At 55.4% G+C, this 13,694-nt stretch carries 9 protein-coding genes; 8 read left to right on the forward strand and 1 reads right to left on the reverse strand.

Annotated features, from left to right (window positions below):
- The first annotated feature begins 115 nt into the window (after positions 1–115).
- The 5 genes from ftsH to serA all read left to right on the forward strand — a co-directional run bounded on the left by ftsH (position 116) and on the right by serA (position 7,598).
- On the forward strand, positions 116–2,032 hold the full coding sequence (gene ftsH, locus FJ695_RS07685; RefSeq protein ID WP_141184882.1) for an ATP-dependent zinc metalloprotease FtsH: 1,917 nt from the start codon (positions 116–118) through the stop codon (positions 2,030–2,032).
- Positions 2,033–2,205: 173 nt separating this feature from the next.
- A complete protein-coding gene (gene glmM / locus FJ695_RS07690; protein WP_141184883.1) occupies positions 2,206–3,549 on the forward strand; it encodes a phosphoglucosamine mutase in 1,344 nt (447 codons plus the stop codon).
- Between the two features lie 232 nt (positions 3,550–3,781).
- Complete coding sequence (locus FJ695_RS07695) at positions 3,782–4,597, forward strand: outer membrane protein (RefSeq protein ID WP_168206292.1); 816 nt, start codon at positions 3,782–3,784, stop codon at positions 4,595–4,597.
- Between the two features lie 164 nt (positions 4,598–4,761).
- Complete coding sequence (locus FJ695_RS07700; protein WP_209011086.1) at positions 4,762–5,934, forward strand: phosphoserine transaminase; 1,173 nt, start codon at positions 4,762–4,764, stop codon at positions 5,932–5,934.
- A gap of 77 nt (positions 5,935–6,011) precedes the next feature.
- Positions 6,012–7,598, forward strand: coding sequence for a phosphoglycerate dehydrogenase (serA, locus tag FJ695_RS07705; RefSeq protein WP_141184885.1), 1,587 nt, complete (start codon positions 6,012–6,014; stop codon positions 7,596–7,598).
- A 235-nt stretch (positions 7,599–7,833) separates the two neighbouring features.
- On the opposite strand, the gene FJ695_RS07710 is transcribed toward serA, so the two are convergent.
- A complete protein-coding gene (locus FJ695_RS07710) occupies positions 7,834–8,733 on the reverse strand; it encodes a DMT family transporter (RefSeq protein WP_141184886.1) in 900 nt (299 codons plus the stop codon).
- Positions 8,734–8,849: 116 nt separating this feature from the next.
- On the opposite strand from FJ695_RS07710, the gene FJ695_RS07715 reads away from it, so the two are divergent.
- The 3 genes from FJ695_RS07715 (at position 8,850) to FJ695_RS07725 (ending at position 13,620) form a co-directional block, all read left to right on the forward strand.
- A complete protein-coding gene (locus FJ695_RS07715; protein ID WP_141184887.1) occupies positions 8,850–10,154 on the forward strand; it encodes an MFS transporter in 1,305 nt (434 codons plus the stop codon).
- A gap of 146 nt (positions 10,155–10,300) precedes the next feature.
- The gene (locus FJ695_RS07720; protein WP_141184888.1) at positions 10,301–11,593 is read left to right on the forward strand and encodes an adenylosuccinate synthase; all 1,293 of its coding nucleotides are present in this window, start codon (positions 10,301–10,303) and stop codon (positions 11,591–11,593) included.
- 245 nt (positions 11,594–11,838) lie between these two features.
- Positions 11,839–13,620, forward strand: a complete 1,782-nt coding sequence (locus FJ695_RS07725; RefSeq protein ID WP_141184889.1) for a hypothetical protein — start codon at positions 11,839–11,841, stop codon at positions 13,618–13,620.
- Positions 13,621–13,694 lie beyond the last annotated feature (74 nt).

Consider the following 13,694-nt stretch of genomic DNA (forward strand, 5'->3'; position numbering starts at 1 on the left):
AGCGTGCCTGTGCAATATGGCGCACCATCTTGGCAGCGGGCTATAGGCGACCTATCTTCGCTGAAAGAAATGTAACCGTGCGCAGTCAGTCGCGTAGGGCGGTTAAGGGATAGAAATGAACGCACATTTTCGCAACTTCGCGCTTTGGGTGATTATCGCCCTCTTGCTGATCGCATTGTTCCAGCTTTTTCAAAGCCCAACACAGAACAGTGCGACGGATGAGATTGCCTTTTCGGAATTCATGAACAAGGTCGACCGCGGTGATGTCCGATCGGTCACCATTCAGGAACAGAAAATCTCAGGCAGTTCGACAAGCGGGCCGTTCCAAACTTATGCGCCTGAAGGGGCTCAATATGTTGACGAACTTCGCTCTAAAGGCGTTCTAATCAACGCCCGTCCACCGGCGGAAAGCTCGCCGCTTCTTGGCGCTCTGTTCTCCTGGTTGCCGATGCTGATCATTCTCGGGATCTGGATCTTCGTCATGCGCCAGATGCAGGGATCCGGCGGCAAAGCGATGGGTTTTGGCAAGTCCAAAGCCAAATTGCTGACGGAAGCCCATGGCCGGGTCACCTTTGAAGATGTGGCCGGGATCGACGAGGCGAAGGAAGACCTTCAGGAAATCGTTGAGTTCCTGCGTGATCCGCAGAAGTTCCAGCGTCTTGGGGGCCGTATCCCGCGCGGTGTTCTGCTGGTTGGCCCTCCGGGTACCGGTAAAACGCTGACCGCCCGTGCTGTTGCCGGTGAAGCGAATGTTCCGTTCTTTACGATTTCAGGTTCTGACTTTGTCGAAATGTTTGTGGGTGTAGGCGCAAGCCGTGTCCGCGACATGTTCGAGCAAGCCAAGAAAAACGCGCCGTGCATCATCTTCATCGACGAGATCGACGCCGTTGGCCGTCACCGTGGTGCCGGTCTGGGCGGTGGCAACGACGAACGCGAACAGACACTCAACCAGTTGCTGGTCGAGATGGACGGCTTTGAGCCGAACGAAGGCATTATCATCATCGCGGCGACCAACCGTCCGGACGTTCTGGATCCTGCGCTGCTGCGCCCGGGCCGTTTCGACCGTCAGATCGTCGTGCCGAACCCGGATGTCACTGGCCGCGAGAAAATCCTCAAGGTGCACATGCGCAAAGTGCCGCTGGCACCGGACGTTGATGTTCGCACTCTCGCTCGAGGCACGCCAGGGTTCTCCGGTGCTGACTTGATGAATCTCGTTAATGAAGCCGCCCTTTTGGCTGCGCGCCGGTCCAAGCGCCTTGTGACCATGGCAGAGTTCGAGGATGCCAAGGACAAAGTCATGATGGGTGCGGAACGCCGCACACTGGTCATGACAGAGGAAGAAAAGAAACTGACTGCCTATCACGAGGCTGGCCACGCTTTGGTTGCGCTTCATCAGGAAGCCTCTGATCCGATCCACAAGGCGACCATCATTCCGCGCGGGCGTGCGCTTGGCATGGTGATGCGCTTGCCGGAAAAAGATCAGGTGTCGCTGACCCGGGCCAAGTGCAAGGCAGATCTGGCTGTAGCCATGGGCGGACGTGTGGCAGAAGAGATGATCTTCGGCTACGAAAAAGTCACGTCCGGGGCGTCCGGCGATATCCAAATGGCCACGAAGCTTGCCCGTGCCATGGCAACGCAATTCGGCATGTCCGACAAGCTTGGTCCGCTTCTTTACGGTGAAAACCAAGAAGAAGTCTTCCTTGGTCATTCGGTGGCGAAAAACCAGACGGTTGCCGATGAAACTCAGAAGATCGTCGATGCGGAAATCAAATCCTTCGTCAATCAAGGATATGAAACCGCGAAGAAGATCCTCGGTGATCATGAAGATCAGCTGCATACCATCGCCAAAGGTCTTCTGGAGTATGAGACCCTGTCCGGTGATGAGATAAAGGGGCTTCTGGATGGCAAGCCTCCGGTTCGCGACACCGATGACGATCAGCCGATTGGCCGCTCGTCAGCGGTTCCGTCTGCCGGCGCCAAACGCGGTGGCGACGAGCCAAGTGGTGGTATGGAGCCACAGCCGCAGGCTTAATCATTCAATAAATGGTTGATTTTAAAGTGCCCGGTAACTCACCGGGCATTTTTCATGTGGCGGCTTGTTTTGGGAGTGTCAGTGGATGGTAACATTTGCTCACACGAATTGACTCCGAGCGCCATTAAACTCGGTTACAACAGCGATGTTTCAGAACTCAAAAGGGTTGGTTTATGCGTAAGTTCTTCGGCACCGATGGGATCCGCGGAGAGGCCAATGCCTATCCTATGACCGCCGAGATGGCGCTTAAGGTGGGCATGGCCGCAGGCCTGGTGTTCAAGAACGGCGGTCATCGCCACCGTGTTGTGATCGGTAAAGACACGCGCTTGTCGGGTTATATGTTGGAGAACGCTCTTGTCGCGGGCTTCACTTCTGTTGGCATGGATGTGTTTTTGCTGGGCCCGTTGCCGACCCCAGCCGTTGCAATGCTGACACGGTCCCTGCGAACCGATCTGGGCGTGATGATCTCCGCCTCTCACAATCCTTACCAAGACAATGGAATAAAATTCTTTGGGCCGGATGGGTTCAAGCTCAGCGATGAGATTGAAAAAGAGATCGAGAGCCTCATCGAAATTGATGTAAGCGCACAGCTTTCCAGTGCCCATGACTTGGGGCGGGCCAAGCGTATTGATGGTGCACAGGAGCGCTATATCGAGTCGGCAAAACGCACCTTACCGCGGAAAATGAGCCTGGAAGGGCTTCGTGTGGTCATAGATTGTGCCAATGGTGCGGCCTATAAGGTTGCGCCGGAAGCGCTGTTTGAGCTTGGTGCCGATGTCATTCCAATGGGTGTCTCCCCGGACGGGTTCAACATCAACAAAGACTGTGGTTCAACATCTACGGATGCTTTGTCGAAGAAAGTCCATGAGGTCCGTGCGGATATCGGAATTGCGCTCGATGGTGATGCTGATCGGGTTATCATTGTCGATGAGCACGGCACGGTCGTAGATGGTGATCAGTTGATGGCTGTTGTCGCCCAATCCTGGCAAGCAGGTGACCGCTTGGCTGGTGATGGAATTGTGGCAACGGTCATGTCAAATCTTGGCCTGGAACGTTACCTGCAGGGCCTAGGGCTCAGCCTTGCACGGACAAAGGTTGGTGACCGGTATGTGGTCGAACACATGCGGGCAAACGGTTTCAATGTTGGCGGGGAACAGTCTGGTCATATTGTCTTGTCAGACTTTGCGACCACCGGTGATGGTTTGATTGCTGCACTTCAGGTCATGGCTTGCATCAAGGAGCAGGACAGACCGGTATCGGAAGTCTGCCGCCGTTTCGAACCCGTGCCACAGATCCTGAAGAACGTCCGGTATGCTGGTGGAACTCCGCTGGAAAAGGATCAAGTCAAATCGGCGATCGAAGATGGTGAAGCCCGGCTCGGCACATCCGGCCGGCTGGTGATCCGGGCATCTGGAACGGAACCGTTGATTCGCGTGATGGCAGAAGGTGACGATGCCGAGTTGGTCAAGCAAGTGGTTAATGATATCGCAGGTGTTGTTGCATCCTCCGCAGCGTAAGTGCGGCATAGGTCATAAATCAGAATTGATTTTGCGATAAAGCCAGCAGTTTTTGCTGGCTTTTTTTAATAAAAGGTAAAGTTCACTTTGAGTTGTTTACCATCTCTTAACGTAAAAAAACACGGTTAAAGAACACGGTTAAGTCAACCTTAATGAATACGGGTCATCTTCGTCGTGAGATTGGTGTGTCCGCTATGAACATGCAGACGCTATATCGGAAGAGGACGAGGACATGGACAATATATTTAAGCGTTTGTCTTTGACCGGCTTTGCTGTTGTGCTTTCTACTGCGGGCTATGCAGCTGATTTGCCGACACCGGTCATTGAACACGTTCCGGTTGCTCCGGCAGCCACTGGTGGCATCTACCTGCGCGGTGATATCGGGTATAAGATTTACAGCGATCCAAGTGGTAGCTTCAGCAACCCTGCGATTGGCGATCTGCGCTATGAGCGCGAAAGCCTCGACAATGCCTGGATGATTGGCGTTGGTGTCGGTTATCAGTTCAACAACTACTTCAGAAGTGATCTGACGATCGATTATGAGACCAAGGCTGGCGCTACGGGGTATGCACCGTGTGGCGGCTGTGTACCGGCCGGATCCTTCTCGACTGAAAAGGCGGACATCGACGTCTGGACAGTCATGTTGAACGGTTATGTTGATCTGGCAACCTGGAACAACATCACACCATATGTTGGTGCCGGTATTGGTGCGGCTTATGTCAATGCCAGCAACAAGACTTCGTACAACCCGGACGGCACCTCCTCAAGCTATGACGGCAGCAACGGCCAGTGGAATTTTGCTTGGGCTCTGATGGCAGGTGCAGAATATGCCATTACGCCGAACTGGAGTGTTGATGCCGGTTACCGGTACAAGAACCTCGGCGAAGCGAAAACCGTCCAGCTCCATAATGTTGGAACCGGTACCTCCCGCGAAGTCTGGGAAGACTTGACGGCGCATGAGTTCCGGCTTGGTGCCCGCTATACGTTCAATACAGCGGCGGCTCCGACCTACTACGCTCCGCAAGGGCCGATCTCGAGCAACTTCTGATAAAATCAGACAAAACACTTTGAAAGGGCCGGTCATCGACTGGCCCTTTCGTATGAGTAGACGCCATTTGATTTGACCTTTGTGCAATCAGGTCTTATCCCAGTAAGTGGGCCACCCCTCCCCAACGAGGGGCTCCTATCTGTGAGGGTAGACTTGAAATGAGCATGACTATCGCCAAGCCGGACGTCCGTCCGGCCAATCCCAATTTTTCTTCTGGTCCCTGTTCCAAACGTCCCGGCTGGTCGCTGGACGGTTTGTCGGATGCGCCGCTTGGCCGGTCGCACAGGGCCAAGCCCGGCAAGGCCAAATTGGCCGAGGCCATCGATCTCACCCGCAAGGTTCTGGGTGTTCCGGATGACTACCTGATCGGTATTGTTCCGGCATCCGACACTGGCGCTGTCGAAATGGCTTTGTGGTCGCTACTCGGCGCACGCGGTGTCGACATGCTTGCCTGGGAAAGTTTTGGTTCGGGCTGGGTGACCGATGTGGTCAAGCAGCTGAAGCTGGAAAACGTCCGCAAGCTGGAAGCGCCTTACGGCGAGTTGCCGGATCTCGGCACAGTCAATTTTGCGAATGATGTTGTCTTCACCTGGAACGGCACCACCTCCGGTGTCCGGGTGCCGGACGGCGACTGGATCCCGGCAGACCGGCAGGGCCTAACCATCTGCGATGCAACGTCCGCTGCTTTCGCGCAGGATCTCGATTTTGCCAAGCTCGATGTTGTGACCTTCTCCTGGCAAAAGGTTCTCGGTGGTGAAGCCGCACATGGTGTTTTGATCCTGAGCCCGCGTGCCGTGGAGCGTCTCGAATCCTATACGCCAGCCTGGCCTTTGCCAAAAATCTTCCGCCTCACCAAAGCCGGCAAGCTGATCGAGGGCGTTTTCCGCGGGGAGACAATCAACACCCCGTCGATGCTTTGCGTGGAAGACTATCTGGATGCTCTGAAATGGGCAGATAGCCTTGGAGGCCTGTCCGGTCTTATCAACCGCGCCGACAGCAATCTGAAAGTATTGGCGGACTGGGTAGCGGAAACGCCTTGGGCGGAGTTCCTGGCGAAAGACCCGGCGACCCGGTCGAACACGTCTGTTTGCCTGACCGTCGTCGATCCGGACATTTTGGCACTTGGCTCTGATCAACAAGCTGCCTTTGCCAAAGGGATGGCCGCACTGCTTGACGGCGAAGGTATCGCCTACGACATCGGTGCTTATCGGGATGCCCCGTCTGGTCTTAGAATCTGGGCGGGTGCCACGATCGAAAGCAGCGATCTTAAGGCACTGACGGCCTGGCTCGATTGGGCCTTCCAAACTGAAAAAGCAAAACTCGCTCGGGCTGCCTGAGCCTGTTCTTTGAACGGTAAGTCCTAAACCGGGCGGTGCGCTGCCCGGTCCGGTTTCGTTATAAAGGAGAGGCTCACATGGCCCCGAAAGTATTGATTTCTGATAAGTTGTCTCCCGCCGCCGTGCAGATCTTCAAGGATCGCGGTGTGGAGGTGGATTTCCTGCCCGATGTTGGCAAGGACAAGGAAAAGCTGCGCGAGATCATCGGCCAGTACGATGGTTTGGCAATCCGCTCAGCGACTAAAGTGACCGAGAAAATCATTGCGGCTGCCGATAATCTGAAAGTTGTTGGCCGCGCCGGCATTGGTGTCGACAACGTCGATATCCCGAAAGCCACTGCGCGCGGCATCATTGTGATGAACACGCCTTTTGGCAATGCCATCACGACGGCTGAACACGCCATCTCGATGATGATGGCGGTTGCCCGGCAAATCCCGGCAGCAGATGCCTCGACTCAAGCTGGCAAGTGGGAAAAGTCCCGTTTCATGGGCCGGGAAATCACTGGCAAAACCCTCGGCCTGATTGGTTGCGGCAACATTGGTTCCATCGTTGCGGAGCGGGCAATTGGCCTCAAGATGAAGGTTGTTGCCTTCGACCCATTCCTGACCCCGGAACGCGCCGTTTCGCTTGGTGTTGAAAAGGTCGAGCTCGACAATCTTCTTTCCCGGGCCGATGTCATCACGCTGCACACTCCGCTGACGGACAAAACCCGGCACATCATTGATGCAGCAGCGATCGCAAAAATGCGGATCGGGGCTTACCTCATCAACTGCGCCCGTGGAGGCCTGGCGGATGAGCATGCCGTTCGGGATGCTTTGGACAGCGGCAAACTGGCGGGTGCGGCCTTTGACGTGTTTGTTGATGAACCTGCTAAAGACAACGTCCTTTTCGGTGCACCTAACTTCGTCTCAACGCCTCATCTTGGAGCGTCGACTGAGGAAGCTCAGGAAAATGTCGCGCTGCAGGTGGCAGAACAAATGTGCGATTACCTCGTTGATGGGGCCGTCCGCAATGCATTGAACATGCCGTCGATCAGCGCCGAAGAAGCGCCGAAACTTGCGCCTTTTGTGCGCCTGGCTGAGCAGTTGGGGTCCTTTGCCGGGCAATTGACCGAAACGGCAATTGAGGGAATCCGGCTGGAATATGCTGGCGCCGTTGCGGACATGAACGTCAAAGCGCTGACGTCTGCGGCGCTGACAGGCTTGCTGACCCCTTTGCTGCAAACCGTCAATATGGTGTCAGCACCGACATTGGCTAAGGAGCGCGGGATCAAGATCGAAGAAGTCCGGCGCGACAAGCAAGGAGCTTACGAGACCTATATCCGGTTGACTGTTGAGACTGAGCGCCAAAGCCGCTCCGTTGCTGGCACCGTGTTTGCCGATGGCAAACCCCGCATCATCCAGGTGAAGGGCATCAATATGGAAGCCGAACTCGGCGAACATATGCTGTATATCACCAATGAAGATAAGCCTGGTTTCATCGGACAATTGGGAATGGAGCTTGGCAACAGCGACGTCAATATTGCAACCTTCAATCTGGGCCGGATTGGCCCTGGGGAAGGCGCGATCTGTTTGGTCGAAGTTGACGGTGAGGTTTCGGAAGATGTGATGGCCCGTTTGGAAGCGGTGTCTCACGTTAAACAGGTCAAAGCACTGAAATTTTAAGCATCGATAACGCCCGGATTTTGTTTAGTCCGGGCGTGAAGCTACCCATTGACCCTGGACTACGGACTTCATGTCTTGCCGCACCGGCCTTGAGCCGGTGCCAAGCCACCTGCAGTAACTATCTTTTGATCGTTATGTTTTGTGAGGATCCCGGATCGCAGTTTTGCTGCGTCCGGGAAAGCATGAGGATAGTTTGCCTGCAATTCGCCTCAACGCGTTTGTCTCGACGTTTCTTTCACGGCTTTGCTGTTCTTTCCTGACGGGTAAACAGACGGCCATCAAGCACGATCAGGCCTAAGAGCAGAATTGCAAAGCCGGTCAGCTGAATGGGTGAGAGATTTTCGCCCAACAATAGCCAGCCAAAAAACAACGCGCTCGCCGGCACCAGCAATGTGACGAGTGACGCATTGGTGGCGCCTGCTTCCGCAAGCAGGCGGAAGTAAATCAGGTAGGCCATAGCGGTTGCAAAGACACCTAGCGCCAGAACGTTCAGCCAGGCTGTCAAACTGGGATCAGAAAACGACCATCCGCCGGATGCAAAAACAGCGACTGGCAGCATGATTACGGTCGATCCTGACAGCTGACCGGTTGCTGAAACAAGTGGCGGTAGCGACTTGAAGCGTTTGGCAAAGGTTGCGGCAAAGGCATAGGAAACCGCAGCCCCAAGGCAGGCCATCTGTGCCCAAAGCGGGTCAGACACTATGCCGGAGAGTGAGCCGGACAGCATTGTCGCTACACCTGCTACACCAAGCAGAATTCCTGCAATTTTATTGACGCTGAGTGTTTCCTGGCGGAACAGGACACCGGCAACCAAAACGGTGAACACCGGTGTTGTTGCGTTTAAAATGGACGCAAGACCCGCGCCGATTGCAGTTTGTCCGGCAAACAACAACGAGAATGGAATCACGTTGTTCAAGAGACCCATCATCAAAAACGAAAGCGCCATCTTGATTGGAAACTGTTTCAGTGCGCCTTGAGCCCACAACACAGCCCACAGCACCGCGCATGCAGAAGCCACTCTGAAAAACACCAGTGTGAGCGGCGGAATTTCCGCGACCGCAACTTTGGCGAAGATAAAGGACCCACCCCAGACCGCACCGAGGACGATCAAAAGTATCCAGTGACGAAGAGACATTTTCAGAATTCCATTGTCAGTCTGCGCGAATCTCTGCCTAACATGGCCTCAACTTGTCAGACACCCGAAATGCGAGCCGGTTTGCGAAAGACGGGCGCAAGGATCGATAAACAACAATGAAAAATGAACTTGGCGGTGGCTCAATTGCCAACCGCATTTCCCCTCTTCTGGTAGCTGCGGCGTGTTTGCTGGGCGCCAATGGTCTTTCCATGACCATGATCGCGGTTCGCGGCCGGGCTGAAGGCCTGTCAGATGGCGGCATTGGACTGCTCGGGTCGGCCTATTATGCGGGGATGGTCGTTGGTGTTCTCTTGACGCCATGGCTGGTGGCGCGCGCCGGTCATATCCGGGTTTTTGCAGCCTTTGCGTCAATAAGTGCAATTTCCGTTCTCGCGATTGCATTCTTGCCGCCAGGCTGGAGCTGGATGGTTACGCGGCTTGTTAGTGGTGCTGCCTTCTGCGGCACAGCCATGGTTCTGGAAAGCTGGCTCAATTCGATTGCATCCAACAGCACCAGAGGGCGGATATTGTCCGTTTATAGGATTGTAGACTTGGGGGCTGCTATGGGCGGCCAGTTTATCCTGCCCGTATTCGGTGCCTCAGGTTCGGACATTTTGATGGTTCTGGCGGTTCTGTTCTGCTTTGCGCTTGTGCCAATTTCGCTATCGCGAAGCGACAATCCGCAAGCGCCGAGCGGTAAAATCGTCAATCCCTTGCTCTTGTGGCGGGTGTCGCCTGTCGTGATGGTCGGCGTTCTGACAATCGGGCTTACCAATGGCGCATTCCGTATGGTCGGGCCGATTTACGCGGAGACGATTGGGCTTGGGCTCGAGCTGGTTGCGGCTTTTATCGCAATCTGGGTGTTCGCCGGGGCCGTGTTTCAATATCCCGCCGGATGGATCTCGGACCGGATCGACCGCCGGATCATTCTGACAATTTTCACTGCGGCAGCCGGCTTGGCATGTCTGTTCATCTCCAGATCGATGACGGATACTGAACTTTTTATCGGTGTCTTTCTGTTCGGCGGGTTTGCTTTGCCGCTCTACTCCTTGCTTGCAGCCCATGCGAACGACCATGCAGAACCAGGCCAGTTTATTGACGTCGCGGCCGGATTGACCCTGGCTTATGGAATTGGGGCCGTATTCGGCCCTGTCATCGCATCGATGCTTATGGAAGTTTTTGGGCCTGGTGCCTTTTTCGTCTACACCGCCACATTGCATTTAGCGCTGGTGGTTTTCATTATCTTCCGTATGTCGAGCCGGTCGGCTGTTCCGGTCGATCAGCGCAGACGGTTTGTCTGGCTCCTGCGCAATTCGCCAGTGATCTTCCGCTTGGCTGGCGGTGCTAAAAATACGGACCCAACAGGGCTTGCAAGCGGGCGCGTTTCTGAAGAAGAAGCAGCAGATGAAAAAAGAGGCTGAAGCTGGGAATTAAATTGCTGTTGAAGACTCGCGCAGCCCGGCATTCATGGCTATAGTCCGCGCCGTTTGCCCCGGAACCATGTCCGGGGCTTGTTGTGTTGGTGCGGTTGAGCATCACGAACCTGCTTTAGGAGAGCAAAAGCTAGATGGCGAATGTGGTTGTTGTCGGTTCGCAATGGGGTGACGAAGGCAAAGGCAAGATTGTCGACTGGTTGTCGGAACAAGCCGATGTCATTGTAAGGTTCCAGGGCGGACACAATGCCGGGCATACACTCGTCATCGATGGCGTCAGCTACAAGCTCTCCCTGCTTCCGTCCGGTGTTGCGCGCCAGGGCAAGTTGTCGGTGATTGGCAATGGTGTGGTTCTGGACCCGCATGCACTGGCAGAAGAAGTTGAACGGCTTGGAGAACAAGGAGTTGTTGTAACTCCGGAGAGCCTCCGGGTCGCTGAAAACGCTACATTGATCCTATCTCTGCACCGCGAGTTGGACGCGCTGCGCGAAAACTCTAACACCGGTACAAAAATCGGTACGACCAAACGGGGCATCGGCCCGGCGTATGAAGACAAGGTTGGCCGCCGGGCGATCCGTCTGATGGACCTGAAAAATCTGACCACGCTTCCGGCAAAAATTGACCGCCTGCTGTCGCACCACAATGCGCTCCGCCGTGGTCTTGGACAAAATGAAGTCGCTGCCGACGTTATCTTCGAAGAGCTGACGAGTGTTGCCGACAAAGTCCTGCCGTATATGGACAAAGTCTGGTATCTGCTGGACGAACAGCGCCGCCAGGGTAAGCGGATCCTGTTTGAAGGGGCGCAAGGCGCGCTTCTTGATATCGACCACGGCACCTATCCGTTTGTAACCTCCTCCAATACAGTCGCCGGACAAGCTGCGACAGGTTGTGGCCTTGGCCCAGGTTCAGTCGATTATGTTCTTGGAATCACCAAGGCTTACACCACACGCGTTGGCGAAGGTCCTTTCCCGACCGAGCAGGAAAACGAAGTTGGAGAGTTCCTCGGAACCCGTGGTCATGAATTTGGCACGGTGACCGGCCGCCGCCGCCGATGTGGCTGGTTTGACGCTGTTCTGGTGCGCCAGACCGTCTGCACCTCCGGCATCAATGGTATTGCCTTGACCAAACTCGACGTTTTGGATGGTCTTGAAGAAATCAAGATCTGCGTTGGATATGAACTGGATGGCGAGCGGATCGACTATCTGCCTGCTTCTCAAGGTGCGCAGGAACGGGTTAAGCCGATTTACGAAACAATGCCGGGTTGGAAAGAATCCACTGAAGGCGCTCGAACCTGGGGCGAGTTGCCGGCGCAGGCGATCAAATATGTCCGCCACGTTGAAGAATTGATTGGTGCACCGGTCGCGATACTGTCCACCAGCCCGGAGCGGGATGATACAATTCTTGTGCAGAATCCTTTCCAGGATTGAGATATTTGCCGTAAACAGAACAATACTGGGAAGTAGAAATGGGGCGCCGCGATTCGTGGCGCGCCAAACGGAGTTTTGAGTTCCAGTGTTCTGGAACGAAAGTCGTGGTGGAGTATCGATTGCGCGTGCCGCCGGGCAGGGTGTAAAGAAGGCGGATAACTCTTCTAGAACTTGCTATAAGTCACAGAGTGATCGCAAACCTGAGCCAAGAGACGCAAAAGCGCAGTTGGCCAGTAGGCAGGAAGATGGCTGATTATTATTCGATATTAAAGAAAACGATCGCGTCCTTGCCCGAAAGCAACGGGGCCGCCCGCCGGAGTGTTTATAGCCGCGCGCGCAATGCCATCGTCAATCAGCTAAAAGCCTATGAACCGCCCCTGTCGCCTTCGGAAATCACAGCCGAACAGCTCCGCCTGGAAGAAGCGATCCGTAAGGTGGAAGCGGAAGCTGCCCGGGCGAGCTTAGGACTGGAACCACCTCCATCAGCAGCTCCTGCAACTCCGGCTGCGCCTGCTACCCCGTCTTCTGAACCACTGGCTGTTAGTGCATCTGCATCGGTATCTGAACCATCGGTTCCTGTGTCCGCACCAACAGAACCGGCTGTTGTTGCACATGAGCCTGCCGGCATTCAGGCTGAGGCACCGGTCAGTCCTCCGGTTCAGGCGCCGGTGGCCGACGTACCTGCGACTTCAGCCGAAGTGCCCGCCGCGACAGCTGCAGACGCCAGTGTTGCTGAAGCAGCTCCGGTTTCATCTGCTTTTGCTGCACCTGAAGATTTAGAGCCTCCACAGCATCAGTCCGCGGTTGAGGAAACTGCGCCGGAGCCTGAGAGCTCTGCGCTGTTTGAGGATGAAGATGCTGCTCTGGAAACCGCAACCGCCGGTCTTACTGAGCCGGGCATGGATGCTCGGAAAAGCCGCGTAAAACTGTCGGCATCTGAGGCGCTGCAGGGCGGTGAAGGCAAAAGCCGGCTCGTTCCAATTGCCGCAGCTGCGGCTGCCGTAATCCTCATTCTTGGCGGTGCAGCCTATTTTCTGCTGCCTGGCCCTTCAGGCGATACTTCAACCGAAACAGCGGTATCTGAGCCGAAGGAACAGCAAACTGCTGTTGTCACCGACACGACACCTGAGCCGGAAAAACCTGAAGTACCGGCGGTTCAACCAGTCGACGAGACACCTGCTCCGCAAGACGATGCTGATGCCGGTAAAAACACCGACCGTTTGCTGAATGAAAACGAAGATGATTTTGTAGCATCGGACGCGCGCAGCGTAACCACTACGACGATCAACCCGCAACCGGCTGCCCCAGTAACGCCGAGCCAGCCGTCAATCGTCACAAATGTGGAGAGCTCACCTTCTGCAGAACAGCCGGCATCAGAAAGCGGGCCCGTCGCTGGCGTTGGCGATCCAGTGCCGCAGGACAGCCTGGCGGCAGTCACGCCGCCGCAAGTTGCGCAGCAACCATCCGCTGAGGCTGCCGACACGGGCGCGCAGCGGTCAATTCTCTATGAAGAAGGTGCGGACGCCAGCGCAGCTGGCACGGCGGCACAAGGCGCCGTCATTTGGACACTGGGCGAGGAAACAGGTCTGGGTGGCCAAGCACAGTCGGTTCTGAGCGCCTCTGTTGAAATTCCGGAGCGGGACGTGAAAGTCGATATCCGGATTAAGCCGAACGATGATACGTCGCTGCCAGCGAGTCACTTGGTCGAGATCAAATATGAGTTCCCGGAGAACTTTTCCGCCGGCGATATCGTCAATGTGCCAGGCCTAGTCATGAAGCCGACCGAAGAAGCGCGGGGTGATGCGTTGATCGGCGCCTCTGTAAAGGTGTCTCCGGGTTTCTTCTGGATCGCCTTGTCAAGTCTGCCGAATGAGCAGCAGCGGAACTTGGCGCTCCTGCGGGAACGCGGCTGGATTGATATCCCGATGCTTTATGAGAACGGCAAGAGGGGTATCTTGACCCTCGAAAAAGGAACCGCTGGTGCGGACGCCGTAGAAAAAGCCGTCGCTGCCTGGCAAGCTGGCTAATCCAGCCAGACGAGTATCTGTGATGCGAGCGCGAAGAGATGGGCTTGCATTTTGATGAAGAGCGGGGCATTGTC

The organism is Labrenzia sp. PHM005 (genome assembly GCF_006517275.1).
GTDB lineage: Bacteria > Pseudomonadota > Alphaproteobacteria > Rhizobiales > Stappiaceae > Roseibium.